The sequence below is a fragment of the Pararhizobium sp. P1_E7 genome, from assembly GCF_056405855.1.
The window spans coordinates 100,537-116,369 of record NZ_JBFUBH010000010.1 but is presented as its reverse complement, the minus strand read 5'-3'; the positions used below and the strand labels follow the sequence as shown (position 1 = coordinate 116,369).

Sequence of the window (15,833 nt, the reverse complement as noted above, 5' to 3'; positions counted from 1 at the left end):
CCTCGCGATATCACAGACCGCGGACGATTTGCGTCCGGGAGCCTTGCGTGAATACCTCCGTGCTATCAGGCATTCTGCTGACGATCTTTTCCTATTTCCTGTTCACGCTGCAGGACGCCTCGGTCAAATGGCTGGTGGTGGCATTGCCGGTCTGGCAGATCCTATTCGTGCGCAGCGTAACGATCTTTGCGATCTGCGCCGCCATCGGCCGGGGTCCGATCGTCATCCGCTCCCTGCGTTCGCCGGTGCTCAAGCCGATGATCCTGCGCAACCTGCTTCTGCTCGCAGCCTGGTTGTCCTACTATACGGCGGCGCGCGATCTGGGCCTGGCCGAACTGACGACACTCTACTACGCGGCGCCGATCCTGATCACCATTCTCGCCGTGCCGATTCTGAAGGAGGTTGTGCCTCCCTTGCGCTGGATCGCCGTTCTCGTCGGTTTCGCCGGTGTGCTGGTGGCGACCGACCCGTTCGGATCGGGCATGACACTGTCCTTGCCGGTCTGGCTGGCGCTGCAGGCGGCTGTGTTCTGGGCAATTTCGACGGTGCTCTTGCGCAAGACCGCGATGCAGGAAGTGACGCTGGTGCAGATGATGCTGTCGAGCGGCTTCTTCATTGTCTTCACCGGCATTGCCGTCGTCGTCACCTGGGTTCCGCCAAGTCTGATGGATGTCGGGCTGATGGTTGGCACGGGGCTGATTGCCGGCATCGCACAATATGCGCTGTTCGAGGGCATGCGGCGGGCGCCGGTCTCCATGCTGGCGCCCTTCGAATATTCCTCGCTGATCTGGGCTTTCGGGCTCGGCTTCCTGATTTGGGGCGATATTCCTGCAACCCAGGTTTTTGCCGGCGCTGCCCTGATCTTTTCCGCCGGCATGATCATCATTCTCGGCGAGCGGTTCGGCCGGCGGCTGAGGACCGGCTAGATCAGGCCTTCCTGGCGATGAACCGGCGGAAGGCTTCCAGCGTTTCGCCGCTGACATGATGCTCGATGCCCTCGGCATCGATGCGGGCGGTTTCCGGGCTGACGCCGAGGCAGCGCAGAAGGGCTTCCACCGTCTGGTGGCGCGCGCGGCTTTCGAGCGCCATCTTCTGGCCGGCATCGGTCAGGAACACGCCGCGATAGGGTTTGCGCGACACCAGGCCTTCGGAAGCAAGTCTTGCCAGCATCTTGGCGACCGTTGGCTGTGCCACGCCCAGGCGGGCGGCGATGTCCACCTGCCGCGCCTCATTACCATCCTCGATCAGGTCGGCGATCAGTTCGACATAATCCTCGATCAACGCACCGCGCCGCGCTTCGCGGGTATGCCGGAAACCCTCGGAATGAATATCCGCATCTGGAAGCGGATCCGTGCGGGGAACGGGGCGGCGCGGCAAGGGGTGATCCTCTCTGTCGTCTTCAATTTCAATGCTTTTGCGGTTTCATAGCACGAGCTTCGATTTTTCATACTGCATAATTCCTGTCTTCCACCGTGGACAGGGCGGTTAAAAAAAGCCGGAACGATACAATATAGCATATTGCATAATGTTGAGCCTTGGCATAGGTTCGAGACAACAGAGCCCATTCCCGTACCCGGAGACCGTGCATGTCCAATTCCGAAGCCGTCCTTCCTCCACAGCAAAGCTGGACTTTCTCCAATCCAAGGGAGGACGCGCGCGCCAGTCTTCCGGAAGTCAATTCTACCATTCCCGTGCCTTCCGGCGGTACCTGGTTCCGCCGCCTGCTCGCCTTCGTCGGCCCCGGCTACATGGTGTCGGTCGGCTACATGGATCCCGGCAACTGGGCGACCGACATCGCCGGTGGCTCGCAGTTCGGTTATACGCTGCTGACGGTTATCCTTTTGTCCAACCTGATGGCGATCCTCCTGCAGGCGCTCGCGGCCCGGCTCGGCATTGCCACCGGCCGCGATCTGGCCCAGGCCTGCCGCGATACCTATTCCCGGCCCGTCAACTTCCTGCTCTGGCTTGCCTGCGAAGCGGCAATCATCGCCTGCGATCTCGCCGAGGTGATCGGTACGGCAATCGCGCTGCAGCTTTTGTTCGGCATCCCGCTGATCGGCGGCGCGCTGATCACCGCTGCCGACGCTTTCCTGCTTCTGCTTTTGATGAACAAGGGTTTCCGGTTCCTCGAGGCCTTTGTCATTGCGCTTCTGATCGTCATTGCCGGCTGCTTCATCATCCAGATCGCTGCCGCAGCACCGCCGGTCGCAGCCGTTCTCTACGGCTTCCTGCCGTCGAGCGAAGTGGTGACCAACCCGGCCATGCTCTACATCGCCATCGGCATCATCGGCGCCACCGTCATGCCGCATAATCTCTACCTGCATTCCTCGATCGTCCAGACCCGCAACTACAAGCGCACCGACGAGGGCAAGCGCGATGCGATCAAATGGGCGACCACGGACAGCACCATCGCGCTGATGCTGGCGCTGTTCATCAACGCCGCCATCCTGATCATCGCCGCTTCGGTCTTCCATGCCAACGGCCGCGCCGATGTCGCCGAGATCGGCCAGGCCTACGAACTCCTGTCGCCGCTCTTGGGCCTCGGTATCGCCTCGACGCTGTTTGCCGTGGCGCTGCTTGCCTCCGGCCTCAATTCGACGGTGACGGCGACGCTGGCCGGCCAGATCGTCATGGAAGGCTTCTTGCGGTTGCACATTCCGCAGTGGGCCCGCCGCCTCATCACCCGCGGCATCGCCATCGTGCCGGTCGTCGTCGTTACCTGGATTTATGGCGAAAAGGGCACGGCCGAACTCCTGGTCTTCAGCCAGGTCATCCTGTCGATGCAACTGCCCTTCGCGGTCATTCCGCTGGTGCGCTTCGTCTCCGACAAAAAGAAGATGGGCACTTTCGTCATCCCGAAATACGTCGCCGCCATCGCCTGGGCCGTTGCCTCGATCATCGTCGTGCTCAATCTCAAACTGCTTTACGAAACCTTCATCGGCTAAGGCAGGCCGATAAAAGCAACGGGGAAAAGGCGGCCGCTGTTGTGCCGCCTTTTCTTTTGGAACTATCGCCGGATTGAGCGGCGGGGATTTTCGCAGGCCATCTTTTTCAGCCGCGCACAAAGCCTTTCCGCCCGCTTTACCGTGAATTGCGGCGCAAAAGCCTTCAATTCGCCGGCCAATGTCCCATATGTCTCCCACGAGGCCCGCGCTGGCGGGCCGGGAGTGAACAACAGGATTTGGTTTCATGTTTAGGTTTGGACGCGTTCTTGCGACCGTTGCGGTTGCTTCCATGGTGATGCTGACGGTGGTCGATCTGGCTGAGGCGCGCCGCGCCGGCAGCGGCTTCGGCAGCCGCGGCACCCGCACATTCTCGCAGCCGCCGGTCACCCGCACGGCCCCGGCCGATGCGACGCCGATCAACCGGACGATGACCCCGCAGAGCCAGGCCACCACGCCCGGCGCTGCCCAGCAGAACATGGGCCAGGCGGCCCGTCCCCAGCGTCCGGGCGGTTTCTTCGGCGGCTTCGCCGGCTCCATGCTCGGCGGTCTGGCGCTTGGCGGCCTGATCGGCATGATGATGGGCAACGGGCTTGGCGGCGCTGCCGGCTTCCTCGGGCTGATCCTGCAGATGGCGCTGATCGCCGGTGCGGTGATGCTTGCCCTGCGCTTCTTGCGCGGCCGCCAGACCGCGGCGCCAGCAGGCTACGCGCCGCGTGAGGCCGCTGGCAGCGCGCCGATGCAGGGTTTTGGCACGCAGGGCCAAAGTTCGGGTTCGGGCTTTGGATCGGGCATGCCGTCCTTCAAGATCCCTTCTATCGGTGGCGGGGCAGCGCGTCCGGCGCAGCCGCGCATGGCCGATCAATCGACTGACGAAATCGGCGTCGGCGAGGACGATCTTGGCCAGTTCGAGGCGATGCTGAAAAAGGTTCAGGCGGCCTATGCGGCAGAAGATTACGGCACGCTGCGCAAGCTGACGACGCCGGAGGCGATGTCGTGGCTGGCCGAGGAACTCAGCGAGAACGCCACGAAGGGCCTGAAGAACGAGGTCAGCGACGTGCATCTGGTTCAGGGCGATGTGGCGGAAGCCTGGAACGAAAACGGCGACGACTACGCCACCGTTGCCATGCGCTACGAGAGCATCGATGTCACCCGCGACCGCGTAACCGGCCGCGTCGTCGAGGGCGATCCGGACAAGCTGACGGAGGCCGTCGAACTCTGGACCTTCCTGCGCAAGCGTGGCGGCGATTGGCAGGTCTCGGCCATCCAGGGCATGGCGGCCTGAGCGCAGCTTCGACCGCCGGCWTTGCCGGCGGTCGTCCACCGTTGGCTTCCCCGCGGTTTCCTCTAAAGTTGCTTCCTGGCGATTGCCCCCTCACATCCGCTCACCCGGCAGATCGCTGGCCTGTCGCACCCAAACGGCCAGCTGCGCCTCATCCAGTTCATCATTCTCATAGATATGAAAATACCGCGTCTCCGCGTTCTTGGAACCGACCGGAGGGACGGGGGTGAGCGAGGTGCCGCGGAAGAAGGCGAGCTTGATGTATTTGGCGAAGCAGTGGATGCCGAGGAACCAGCCCTTGTCTTCTATTCCGTAGAGGGGCGAGTTCCATTTGACGGCCTTGTGCAGGCCGGGAACGGTGCGGGTGATCAGCGCGTCCAGGCGGCGGCCGGCGTCGCTTTTCCAGCCGGGCATGGCGGCGATATAGGCCTGCACGGGGGCGTCGCCATCGCCCTTGGGTATCTGGGGATTGCCGCCCGACAGAAGGACGGGTTTTGCGGGTGCCGCGGCGTTTTCGGCGGGCGCCGTCGTGGGTTGTTTCTTCGTTGCGGTCTTGCTGCGCGTGGGGGCGGGCGTTTTGCCCGGATTGGCCGGGGCCGTTTTCTTGGCGGTCTTTTCCGGCTTTCCTGACGGTTCGCTGGTCATTGTTCTCCTCCGCTAATCGAGGAAACATAGTCAACGGGGCCGGATTGGACCAGATGCCGGGCGTGCGGCCAATGTCTGCCGCAAGCTGCAGGACGAATGGTCGGACAGGCCCCGCAGGGCCTGTCCGATGGCGATCGGATTTCGCCGGGCGGCGTCAGGCGGCTTTCACGGCTGTCCCATAGGGATCAAACCGGCCATAGAACGTCTCGCCCTTGGCGGCCATGTCCTTCAACAGCGGCGTCGGCTGGAAGTGGTCGCCGTAGGAGGCGGCCAGCTTTTCGCACAGCGCCACGAAGGTCTTGACGCCCATGCCGTCGATGTAGCTCAGCGTGCCGCCGGTATAGGGGGCAAAGCCGAAACCGAGGATGGAGCCGACATCGGCCTCGCGCGGGTCGGTGACGATGCCTTCCTCGATGGTGCGGGCGGCTTCAAGCGCGATGGTGACGAGGAAGCGTTGCTTGATGGTCTCGACGTCGAAGGTCTCGGCCGGCTTCTGCTCGAAGAGGTCTTTCAGGCCCGGCCAGAGCGACTTCTTGGCGGGCTTGGCCGGATAATCGTAAAAGCCCTTGCCGTTCTTGCGGCCGCGGCGGTCGAGATCGTCCACCAGCTTGTTGATCAGCGTCATATGGCACGGATCGACCGAGGCTTCGCCCAGATCGGCGATCGAGGCCTTGAGGATCTTCTGCGAGAGGTCGATCGCCACTTCGTCGTTGAGCGACAGCGGGCCGACCGGCATGCCGGCCATCTTGGCGGCATTTTCGATCATCGCCGCCGGCACGCCTTCGATCAGCATGTCATAGGCTTCGTGGATATAGCGGAAGACGCAGCGATTGACATAGAAGCCGCGCGTGTCGTTGACGACGATCGGCGTCTTCTTGATGCTGGCGACGAAATCCAGTGCCGTGGCCAGCGCCTTGTCGCCGGTTTCCTTGCCGAGGATGACTTCCGTCAGCATCATCTTCTCGACCGGCGAGAAGAAGTGGATGCCGATGAACTGGGCCGGACGCTTCGAATTCTTGGCAAGGCCCGTGATCGGCAGGGTCGAGGTGTTGGAGGCGAAGATGGCGTCTTCGCCAAGCACCGCCTCGACCTTCTCGATCACGTCCTTCTTGACCTGGCGATCCTCGAACACGGCCTCGACAACGAGCTTGACGTCCTTCAGGTCGTTGTAGTCGGCAGACGGAGTGATCAGCGCCAGCAGGGCCTCGCCCTGTTCTTGCGTCAGCCGTCCCTTACCGATCGAGTCCTTCACCAGACCATCGGAGTGTGTTTTGCCCTTGGTGGCAGCCTCCATGTCGCGGTCGATCAGGGTGACGGCGATGCCGGCGGCGGCGGCGACATAGGCGATCGAGGCACCCATGAAGCCGGCGCCGACGACGCCGATCTGCTTCAGGTCCGACTTCGGGATGCCGGCCGGGCGGCGGGCGCCCTTGCCGAGTTCCTGCATCGAGATGAACAGCGAGCGGATCATCGAGAAGGCCTCGGTGGTCTGCAGGATCTCGGTGAAATAGCGTTGCTCGATCTTCAGTCCCGTATCGAAGGGGACTTGCAGGCCTTCATAGACGCATTTGAGGATGGCAAGGCCGCCCGGATAGTTGCCGGCGGTCTCGCGGCGCAGGATGGCCGACGCTGCCGGCCAGAGCTGGGCCGCAGCCGGCGTCCAGATGCCGCCGCCGGGAACCTTGTAGCCCTTTTCGTCCCAGGGCTGGACGGGCTTCAGGCCGTTCCTGATCATGGCCTTCGCCGCATTGATCAGCTCGGCGGGCTCGGCGATCTCGTGGATCAGGCCCATCGCCTTGGCGCGCTGCGGGGTGAGCGAGGAGCCGGTGGTCATCATCTGCAGGGCGTCCTGGGCGTTGGTCAGCCGCGGAACGCGCTGCGTGCCGCCGGCGCCGGGGAAGATGCCGACCTTGACCTCGGGCAGTGCCAGCTTCACCGTTTTGGAATTGGCGGCGACGCGGCCGTGGCAGGCCAGCGACAATTCAAACGCGCCGCCCATGCAGGTGCCGTTGATCGCCGAAACCCATGGCTTGCCGCAGGTTTCGAGCTTGCGGAACAGGCCGGTCATCTTGCCGGTCAGGTCAAACAGTTTTTGCGCGGCATTGTCAGGGTCGAGTTTCTTCTGTTCAGCTTGAAGCGTGAACATGCCCTTGATCATCGACAGATCAGCGCCGCCGGAGAAGGTCGACTTGCCCGACGTGAAGACGACGCCCTTGACGGCGGCGTCGGCGACGGTCTGATCGACGATGGCGTCGAGTTCGGTCATCACTTCGGCCGTGAACACGTTCATCGACTTGTCGGGCATGTTCCAGGTGACGAGCGCAATGCCGTCGGCATCGGTTTCGATGGTGAAATTGGTGTAGGTGCTCATGATGGGGTTCTCTCCCTGAAATTCTGTTCCGGTCATTCGCGCGTTCTCCTCTCCGTCATCCTCGTCCTCGGGTTGAACCCGAGGATGACCCGAGGATCCATGCCGCGGGGCTGTGGATGGTCGGGTCAAGCCCGACCATGACGAAGGCCTGGACTAGACCCGCTCGATGATCGTCGCCGTGCCCATGCCGGCACCGATGCAGAGCGTGACTAGCGCAGTCTGCAGGCCGCGGCGTTCCAGCTCGTCGAGCACGGTGCCGAGGATCATCGCGCCGGTGGCGCCGAGCGGATGGCCCATGGCGATGGCGCCGCCGTTGACGTTGATCTTGTCGTGCGGGATGTCGAAGGCCTGCATGTAGCGCAGCACGACGGCTGCAAACGCCTCGTTGAGCTCGAACAGGTCGATATCGGCGATGGTCATGCCGGCGCGCTTCAGGAGTTTTTCAGTGACGTCGACCGGGCCGGTCAGCATCAACGCCGGATCGGAGCCGATATTGGCAAACGCCTTGATGCGGGCGCGGGGCTTCAACCCCATCGCCTCGCCGCCGGCCTTCGAGCCGAGCAGGACTGCGGCCGAGCCATCGACGATACCCGACGAATTGCCGGCGTGGTGGACATAGTTGATGCGCTCGATTTCCGGATGCGCCTGGATGCCGACGGCCTCGAAGCCGCCCATCTCGCCGGGCATCTGGAAGGAGGGGTTAAGCTGGGCAAGGTTCTGCATCGTCGTCGTCGGACGCATGTGCTCGTCCTTGGCGAGGATGACGATGCCGTTCTGGTCCTTTACCGGGATGACCGACTTGTCGAAATAGCCTTTGTCCCAGGAATGGCCGGCGCGCTTCTGGCTCTCGACGGCATAGGCGTCGACGTCATCGCGGGAGAATCCGTATTTGGTGGCGATCAGGTCGGCCGAGACGCCCTGCGGCATGAAATAGCCGGGGAAGTTGACAGACGGGTCCATGTACCAGGCACCACCGGACATGCCCATGCCGACGCGCGACATGGATTCAACGCCACCGGCAATCACGATGTCGTCGGCGCCGTAGGCGATCTTGCCGGCGGCGAAGTTGATGGCGTCGAGGCCTGAGGCGCAGAAGCGCGAGATCTGCATGCCGGGGGCCTTGTTGGAATAACCGGCCTCGAAGGCCGCGGCCTTGGGGATGACGGCGCCGGCTTCAAACACCGGATCGACGCAGCCCATGATGATGTCGTCGACGGTGGACGTATCGAGCCCGTTGCGGTCGCGGATCGCCTGCAGCACCTTGGCGGCGAGCCGCGGCGTCGGCACTTCGTGCAACGCGCCATCCTTCTTGCCCCGGCCGCGCGGCGTGCGCACGTGGTCGTAAACGAAGACGTCGGTCATAGTTTCATCTCCCTATGGGGCGCGCTTGTCAGCGCCCTTCCATTCATGAATTCTATTCAAACAGTGTCGAAACCCGGGCCAGAACCTCATCCGTGATGAAATCCGGTACGGCTTCCGAAAATCTTGCATTTCGCGCCTTCAGGTCGATGGCGCGAAGCTGATTGCAAAGAACGACGCCGTTGGCTTTGGTGCCGGCTCCCGACAGCGACACCGCAAACCCCTGCATCCGGACGAATTCGCCGCCGCTGGTGATGGGTGCCACGACCGGTGTGCCAAGCTGATTGAATGCGCGTGGCGTCAATACCAGTACATATCGTGCCTTGGCTTGCTCGCGTCCCTTCGTTGGCTCCAGGTCGACATGCCAGATCTCGCCACGCTCCATCAGATGATTTCCCGGCCGACTGGCGGGGCGTCCATCCACTCACGGTCTTCGGGCGTCAACGGCGCATCCGGATCGCATTGAGCGAGCAATTCTTCCAGCGTGTACTTCGGACGGGCCTTCGGCACTGCCACAAGTTTGCCGTCCTCGATCGTCACATCAAGCTTGGCATTCGCCGTGAGGCCGAGCGTTTCGAGCAGGGGCTTCGGGATGGCCATCATCACCGAACCGCCCACATTGCGTAGTGTCGATACAGCCATTTTCATCTCCATCGGAAAGTTATATCAGTGTATAACTTTCCTTGGGTTTGTCCAACGCCTCAAAACGCCGCCGCATCGAGCGCCATCATCGTGTCGGCGCCGGTTTCGATGCGGGCTTTGCGCAGTGCCGTTTCCGGCATGATGCGCTCCATGAAGAATTTCGCCGTGACGAGCTTGTTCTTCAAAAAGGCTTCGCGGCCGCCAGCACCTTCCGCCAGTTTTTCCTCCGCGGTCTTGGCGATCTTCGCCCACATGTAGCCGAGCACGACGAGGCCGAAGAGGTGCATGTAGTCGGTCGAACCGGCGCCGGCATTGTCGGGCTTGGCCATGGCATTGCCCATGAACCACATGGTCGCCGCCTGCAGGTCGTTCAAGCCCTTCTTCAGACCCTTGGTGTAGGGACTAAGATTCTCGTGGGAACGGTTTTCCTCGCAGAAATCGCCGATTTCCTTGAACAGGGCGGTGATCGCCCGGCCACCGTTCAGCGCCAGCTTGCGGCCGACGAGGTCGAGCGCCTGGATGCCGTTGGCACCTTCATAGATCATGGCGATGCGGGCATCGCGGACATACTGGCTCATGCCGTGTTCTTCGATATAGCCGTGGCCGCCGAACAGCTGCTGGGCCATGACGGCATGGTCGAAGCCCTTGTCTGTCAGGACGCCCTTGAGGATTGGGGTCATCAGGCCGAGGATATCGTCGGCTGTCTGGCGGTCAGCGTCGTTGTCGCCGCGATGGGCGATGTCGGACTTGAGCGCCGTCCACAGCGTGAAGGCACGGCCGGCCTCGTTGAAGGCCTTGATGGTCATCAGGACGCGGCGCACGTCGGGATGGACGATGATCGGGTCGGCTTTTTTGTCCGGAGCCTTGGCGCCGGAGAGCGAGCGGCCCTGGATGCGGTCGCGGGCATAGTTGGCGGCGTTCTGATAGGCGACTTCGGCCACCGACAGACCCTGCAGACCGACGCCGAGGCGGGCCTCGTTCATCATCACGAACATGGCGTTCAAGCCCTTGTTCTCCGTGCCGATGAGATAGCCGACTGCCTCGTCATAGTTCATGACGCAGGTCGCGTTGCCGTGAATGCCCATCTTGTGTTCGATCGCACCGCACGAAACCGTATTGCGCGCACCGACGGAACCGTCTGCCTCGACATGGAATTTCGGCACGATGAACAGAGAAATGCCCTTCACCCCTTCCGGCGCACCTTCGATGCGGGCAAGCACCAGATGGATGATATTGCCGGCCATGTCGTGTTCGCCGGCAGAGATGAAGATCTTCTGGCCAGAAATCTTGTAGGAGCCGTCGCCTTGCGGCACGGCCTTGGACCGGAGCAGGCCAAGGTCGGTGCCGCAATGGGGCTCGGTGAGGTTCATGGTGCCGGTCCAGTCGCCCGCCACCATCTTCGGCAGATAGGTTGCCTTCTGCGCGTCGGTGCCGTGGACGAGGATGGCGGCGATCGCGCCCTGGGTCAGGCCCGGATACATGGTCAGCGCCATGTTGGCCGACGACATATATTCGCCAACCGCGGTGTGGAGCGTATAGGGCAGGCCCTGGCCGCCGAATTCTTCGGGAACCGACAGGCCGAGCCAGCCGCCCTCGCGGTACTGGTCGAAGGCCTGCTTGAAGCCCTTAGGCGTGGTCACCGTCGCATCGTCGTTGCGCTTGCAGCCTTCCTGGTCGCCCGAAAGGTTGACCGGGAACAGCACTTCCTCGGCGAGCTTGGCCGCTTCGCCGACGATCGCCTCGATCATGTCGGGCGTCGCATCGGCAAAGCCGGGCAAGTTGTTGTGGCGCTCGATGCCAAGAACGTCGTTGAGAATGAAAAGCGTGTCTTCGACCGGGGCCTTATAGCTGGGCATGTCTCGTGTTCCTCACCTGTAACCGTGTCATGGAGCAGCGTTTCCTGAACCGCTCCCATGTCATTTTCACTACGCTACAAAATTTTGACGTGCGCGTAAACGTCAAAATTTGTTGGCCGGCAAATTTTGATCGCTCATCGGCCGGCAAGCCGGCTATGCCGACACTGTCCTGTGGAAGCCTCCCGACGCCAGCATGCGCGCAAATCGTTAAAAAATTTTCAGTCAGGTTAACGGCTTATTTACCACGTTTCGTGAAAGTGCGTGTTGAGATGGTCACAGTTGCAATAGTCTTTGTCTTCGCGTCGTTGCAGCTCTGTCCGGATCGGTACCGGAACGCCCGGAAGGCGGGATTTGCCTTTCAGAAGCCCGGATTCCGATCAAGGCCGATGAAAGAGGCGAAGTACGATGAACGGATCGCGATCAAACACTCCACGTCCGGGCGCCGAGTCCTATGGCGACAGGTCATCCCTCGATGCGCTGAACCGCACGATCGAAGGGCTGGAAGCGCGCATCGAAGGATTGATGGGAGCAGCCGGGCGTGATCAGCGGGGCCGTGGCGCGGCCGAGCACGATCGTCCGCTGGCCACTCCCGACCCGATCACGGAAATCATGCAGCGGCAGCGCACACTGACGGCCACGCGGGAGCGCGATGCCTTTCGTGAACGTGACACCGTTCGCGATCGTATCCAGCCACCTTCGGAACCGCGTGCCTATGAAGAGCGCAGCGTTCCTTCGTTTCAGGCTCCGGCCTTCCAGCCTCCGGTGCAGTCCCGTCGTGAGCCCCCGGTGGCGCCGCCGCTCAGCGAACCGCTGCGCAGCGAGACCTATCGCAGCGAGCCGTTCCGTCGTGAGCCGGCCCGTCCAGACAACCTGCGTCGGGAAAACCTGCGCCCGGACACCATCCGCCAGCGCCCGGAACCTGTTCGCAGCGAACCGCTGCGCTCGGAGCAATACCGCAGCGAGCAACAGCGCCCGGATCCGGCCATGGCCGAGATCGCCCAGGCGCTTGTCGGTCTGCGCCAGGAATTGAAGAAGGACATTGCCGACGGATTGTCGCGCGAGATGACGGCGCTGCGCGCGGAAATCCGCGGCATCACCGCAGATGCGGCACAGGACCAGACGATGGCGGAGGATATCCGCGGCGATCTGCAGCGGTTGTCCGACAGTATCAACCAGCTTGGCCGGCAGGCATCGCCCTCACAGGCCGACGCGCTCAAGGTCGAGTTCGACGAGTTGCGCTTGATGATCGATGGTCTTGCCCGCGAGGACAGCGTGCATCGCATCGAGGCGCGCTGGACCGGTGTCGAAGACCGGATGAACGCGTTTGATGCGAACCGCGACGACGAGCTGGTGGCGCTTGCCTACCGGCTCGACGAGATCAAGTCGCAGATCGGCTCGATGAACAGCGGCCCGGCTATTCACGCTTTGGAAGACAAGCTGGTTTCGGTGGCGCAGGCGATCGAGATGATCGGCCGCCACATGCAGCCGGACGGCCGCCATATGGCGTCGCAATTCGCCGATCTGGATGCGCGTCTCGACGAGATCAGCCGCGCCATTGTTGCCAGCGGCCGTACAGCCGTTCCCGACAGCGCCGGCGTGACCCGTGTCGAAGGCCGTCTTGCCGATCTTTCCCGCCAGATCGACACCCTGCAGCGGCCGGCCGACGCTGGCGTCGGCTCGCGCATCGAGGCCCTGGCCGCGCGGGTCGAGGAACTGGCCAACGAAGAGGCAGCGGTGCGCCTTGAAGAGCGCCTCGAACAGCTATCGCAGATGCTGGAGCGCTCGCAGAAGGTTTCCGCCCAGCCGGACCTGACGGGATATCTCTCCGATATTTCCCGCAAGATCGATGCGCTCGACCAGGGTTCACTCAACGATGCGCTTGCCGAACGTCTCGACGATCTCGCCCGTCGGATCGACCAGCTGGACATGCCGCAGGCGTCCTATGCCGGCGATGCCCGTTTCGAACGGCTCGAAGGCCAGCTGTCCGATATCGCCATCCGCCTCGAGGAAACCCACGCGGCCCCTTACGATGACAGCGAGATGCTGCGCAGCCTGCAGGAGCAGATCGCCAACCTGTCGAGCCTCGTCAGCCAGCCGCGCGAAATGACGCCTGCTGCCGTTCCCGCCGAATTCGAAGGCCGGATGAGCGCGCTTGAGGATTATCTGGCGACCAGCGACGAATACATCATCGAGGCAGCCCGCCAGGCGGCCGAAGCGGTGATGGAGGCCTATTCGAAGAACGGCATGGGCCAATCCGCTTCGGGTGGCACGGACATGGCCGCGATCTCGGCGCTGGCCGACGATCTCAAGGTTCTGGAAGACATGAGCCGCTCGAGCGAGGAGCGCACGGCGCGCACCTTCGAGGCGTTGCACGAAACTCTTGTCCATATCGCCGAAAAGCTGGAGCGGCTGGAAGAGCGCGGCCAGCAACAGGACGTGCCCCGCGCCTTCGGTTCGCGTGGACTGGACAGCCAGCCGCAGATGCCCCGGGCGGCACAACCGGCCTTCGAGACGCAGGATGATCCCTTCGCCGAAGCTGATTTCGGACGCCGCTACGAAGATTTGAAGCGCGACATGCACGGGCTCGCCGATGCGGCGGAGCCTGCCGGCCCATCGCGTGAAGAGGTAGCTGAAGCCGTTGCCGTGGCCGCCGAACAGGCGGCCGTGCATCAGAGCGATATCAAGACCGCGCCGGCGCCCGCCGGTAAGCCCGGCCTCCTTGCCGGGATTGCCAAGCGGTTTACCGGCAAGCATACGGAGCCCGTTCGTGCCGTCGAGCGTCAGGTCATCGACCCGACGCCGCCGATCGACGCGGCTGACACGATCGAGCCGGATGTGGCCAACCAGTTGCTGGAGCCGGGCTCCGGCGTTCCGGACGTGAAGAAGATCCTCGAACGCGTGCGCGCCGGCCAGACCGGCCGCAGCGTGCCGCCGAGCGAAACGGACAAGGCAGACTTTATCGCGGCTGCCCGCCGTGCCGCACAGCAGGCGGCTGAAGAAGTCGATACGATGAACCGCGGCAAGGGCGGTGCGAGCGCATCTCCGATCGGCGGCGCTCTTTCCCGTCATCGCCGTCCGATCCTGATGGCGGTTGGCGCCGTACTTCTGGCGATCATGTCCTATCCGCTGGTCAATACGCTGATCCGTGGCGAGCAGGCACCTGTCGAGGCGCCGGTGGCCGCCATCGAACAGCCGGTGACCAATGAAATTCCCGTGGCAGCGGAAACGCCGGCAATGGCCAATGCCGCTCCTGCGACAGAGGCGGCCGACACCGATACCGACGTCGTGCCGCTAAGTTCGTTGCAGCCGCCGACCGAGGAACTCACAGCCGGAGAGCCCGCCGCCGGGCCGCAGACGATCCAGCCGGAAACGGCGGCATCCGGAACAACCGTGCAGCCGGAAGCCAAATTGCCGGACGCCGCGCAGGCCATGCCGGAAACCGGAGAGGCCAGCATCAAGATGCTGTCGCCAGTCATCGAAGGTGGAGCACCGGAAGCCGCAATAGGCCTGGACGGGGCAAAGGACGCTGCCACCACCGCCACGGCCCAGCCCGCCGCAGGCGAAACCGCGCTTGCCGTTCCCGCCGAGATCAAGCCGGAGGCGCTGGCCGAGGCTGCCAGAAAGGGTGATCCCCTGGCAATGTTCGAAATCGGCGCGGTCTATACCGAAGGCCGCGGCATCAAGGCTGATCTCGCCCAGGCGGCGAAATGGTATCAGCGCGCGGCCGATGCTGGCGTCATTCCCGCCGAGTACCGGCTGGCCAGCCTCTACGAAAAGGGCACCGGCGTTGGCCGCGACCTGAAGAAAGCCCGCACGCTCTATCAGCAGGCTGCCGAAAAGGGCAATGCCAGCGCCATGCACAATCTTGCCGTGATGCTGGCAAGCGGCGGCGATGCCGCGCCGGATTTTGCCGGTGCCGGTAAATGGTTTGCCATGGCCGCCGATCGCGGCATCCGCGACAGCCAGTTCAATCTCGCCATCCTCTTTGCCCGCGGCAACGGGGTGAGCCAGGATCTGGAAGAATCCTACAAGTGGTTTTCCGTTGCTGCCCGTGACGGCGATGCCGATGCCGCTCAGAAGCGCGACGAAGTCGGCAAGGCGCTGAAGCCCGAACAGTTGACGAGCGCCAAGGCGAAATTCGACGCCTGGAAACTGACGCCGCTCGACGCCAAGGCCAATTCGGTCGATGTGCCCGACACTTGGGTCGGCAAGGGTACCAAGACTGCCTCGATCGATATGAAAAAGGCGATGCGCAACATCCAGGCGATCCTCAACAATAACGGCTTCGACGCCGGCAAGCCGGATGGCGAGATGGGCAGCAAGACCATCGCCGCGATCAAGGCTTTCCAGAAATCGATCGGCCAGGAACCGACCGGACAGATCACCGACGCGCTGGTCAAGGAACTCCTGAAGCGGAACGGCTAAGCCTGTGGCCATTCGGGCACAGGCCGGCGATTTGACCGGCCGTGCTTCGCAACGGCGTCTGCGGCCGCAATAATGCCGCAGACCGGCCGGACACAGAGGCGTGCTTCGCGCTACTGTATAATTTCTTAAGTCGGTTCCGATCTAAGGAAAAATTATGCAGCAGATTTAAATGCTACAGCGACCTTTGCGTGTCATGAATGACGCGCGGCGCTATAGGGTTAAAGCTTGCAAAAGGTTGACAGGCCGGACCCCGGGGCGCATGACGGAACGACGTTGAATTCACGATTTTAACAATTGGTTTTCAAGGCTGT

The 15,833-nt window shown here is 62.9% G+C and carries 11 protein-coding genes; 4 read left to right on the top strand and 7 right to left on the bottom strand.

What is annotated here, in order from left to right; translation table 11 throughout:
- The first annotated feature begins 47 nt into the window (after nucleotides 1–47).
- A complete protein-coding gene (locus tag AC1D17_RS13705) occupies nucleotides 48–926 on the top strand; it encodes a DMT family transporter (protein WP_477565947.1) in 879 nt (292 codons plus the stop codon).
- Between the two features lies 1 nt (nucleotide 927).
- Here AC1D17_RS13705 and mntR read toward each other — a convergent pair whose 3' ends face one another.
- Entirely contained in the window at nucleotides 928–1,377 is a 450-nt protein-coding gene (gene mntR, locus AC1D17_RS13700; protein WP_477565946.1) for a manganese-binding transcriptional regulator MntR, read from the bottom strand.
- 209 nt (nucleotides 1,378–1,586) lie between these two features.
- Here mntR and AC1D17_RS13695 point away from each other — a divergent pair, with 209 nt between their 5' ends.
- The gene (locus AC1D17_RS13695; RefSeq protein ID WP_477565945.1) at nucleotides 1,587–2,945 is read left to right on the top strand and encodes an Nramp family divalent metal transporter; all 1,359 of its coding nucleotides are present in this window, start codon (nucleotides 1,587–1,589) and stop codon (nucleotides 2,943–2,945) included.
- A gap of 244 nt (nucleotides 2,946–3,189) precedes the next feature.
- The gene (locus tag AC1D17_RS13690) at nucleotides 3,190–4,227 is read left to right on the top strand and encodes a Tim44 domain-containing protein (RefSeq protein ID WP_477565944.1); all 1,038 of its coding nucleotides are present in this window, start codon (nucleotides 3,190–3,192) and stop codon (nucleotides 4,225–4,227) included.
- 90 nt (nucleotides 4,228–4,317) lie between these two features.
- Here the strand turns inward: AC1D17_RS13690 and AC1D17_RS13685 are convergent, their stop codons facing one another.
- From AC1D17_RS13685 to AC1D17_RS13660, 6 genes are all read right to left on the bottom strand, one after another.
- Nucleotides 4,318–4,869, bottom strand: coding sequence for a DUF1801 domain-containing protein (locus tag AC1D17_RS13685; RefSeq protein ID WP_477565943.1), 552 nt, complete (start codon nucleotides 4,867–4,869; stop codon nucleotides 4,318–4,320).
- 154 nt (nucleotides 4,870–5,023) lie between these two features.
- Nucleotides 5,024–7,240, bottom strand: a complete 2,217-nt coding sequence (locus tag AC1D17_RS13680) for an FAD-dependent oxidoreductase (protein WP_477565961.1) — start codon at nucleotides 7,238–7,240, stop codon at nucleotides 5,024–5,026.
- A 153-nt stretch (nucleotides 7,241–7,393) separates the two neighbouring features.
- Nucleotides 7,394–8,602 carry an acetyl-CoA C-acetyltransferase gene (locus AC1D17_RS13675; protein ID WP_477565942.1) on the bottom strand — a complete coding sequence of 403 codons (1,209 nt, stop codon included), beginning with the start codon at nucleotides 8,600–8,602 and terminating at the stop codon, nucleotides 7,394–7,396.
- Between the two features lie 52 nt (nucleotides 8,603–8,654).
- Nucleotides 8,655–8,984: a type II toxin-antitoxin system PemK/MazF family toxin gene (locus AC1D17_RS13670; protein ID WP_477565941.1), complete on the bottom strand. Its 330-nt coding sequence runs from the start codon at nucleotides 8,982–8,984 to the stop codon at nucleotides 8,655–8,657.
- The gene (locus AC1D17_RS13665; RefSeq protein WP_477565940.1) at nucleotides 8,984–9,241 is read right to left on the bottom strand and encodes an AbrB/MazE/SpoVT family DNA-binding domain-containing protein; all 258 of its coding nucleotides are present in this window, start codon (nucleotides 9,239–9,241) and stop codon (nucleotides 8,984–8,986) included. Before AC1D17_RS13665 ends, AC1D17_RS13670 begins: the two co-directional genes overlap by 1 nt.
- A gap of 59 nt (nucleotides 9,242–9,300) precedes the next feature.
- A complete protein-coding gene (locus AC1D17_RS13660; RefSeq protein ID WP_477565939.1) occupies nucleotides 9,301–11,097 on the bottom strand; it encodes an acyl-CoA dehydrogenase C-terminal domain-containing protein in 1,797 nt (598 codons plus the stop codon).
- A gap of 405 nt (nucleotides 11,098–11,502) precedes the next feature.
- Here AC1D17_RS13660 and AC1D17_RS13655 point away from each other — a divergent pair, with 405 nt between their 5' ends.
- On the top strand, nucleotides 11,503–15,522 hold the full coding sequence (locus AC1D17_RS13655) for a peptidoglycan-binding protein (RefSeq protein WP_477565938.1): 4,020 nt from the start codon (nucleotides 11,503–11,505) through the stop codon (nucleotides 15,520–15,522).
- Nucleotides 15,523–15,833 lie beyond the last annotated feature (311 nt).

What these genes read in the sequence shown, in the direction of transcription:
- AC1D17_RS13695 (WP_477565945.1), top strand. Translation starts at nt 1,587, where the DNA reads ATGTCCAATTCCGAAGCCGTCCTTCCTCCACAGCAAAGCTGGACTTTC.
- AC1D17_RS13690 (WP_477565944.1), top strand. Translation starts at nt 3,190, where the DNA reads ATGTTTAGGTTTGGACGCGTTCTTGCGACCGTTGCGGTTGCTTCCATG.
- AC1D17_RS13685 (WP_477565943.1), bottom strand. Translation starts at nt 4,869, where the DNA reads ATGACCAGCGAACCGTCAGGAAAGCCGGAAAAGACCGCCAAGAAAACG.
- AC1D17_RS13680 (WP_477565961.1), bottom strand. Translation starts at nt 7,240, where the DNA reads ATGAGCACCTACACCAATTTCACCATCGAAACCGATGCCGACGGCATT.
- AC1D17_RS13675 (WP_477565942.1), bottom strand. Translation starts at nt 8,602, where the DNA reads ATGACCGACGTCTTCGTTTACGACCACGTGCGCACGCCGCGCGGCCGG.
- AC1D17_RS13670 (WP_477565941.1), bottom strand. Translation starts at nt 8,984, where the DNA reads ATGGAGCGTGGCGAGATCTGGCATGTCGACCTGGAGCCAACGAAGGGA.
- AC1D17_RS13665 (WP_477565940.1), bottom strand. Translation starts at nt 9,241, where the DNA reads ATGGCTGTATCGACACTACGCAATGTGGGCGGTTCGGTGATGATGGCC.
- AC1D17_RS13660 (WP_477565939.1), bottom strand. Translation starts at nt 11,097, where the DNA reads ATGCCCAGCTATAAGGCCCCGGTCGAAGACACGCTTTTCATTCTCAAC.
- AC1D17_RS13655 (WP_477565938.1), top strand. Translation starts at nt 11,503, where the DNA reads ATGAACGGATCGCGATCAAACACTCCACGTCCGGGCGCCGAGTCCTAT.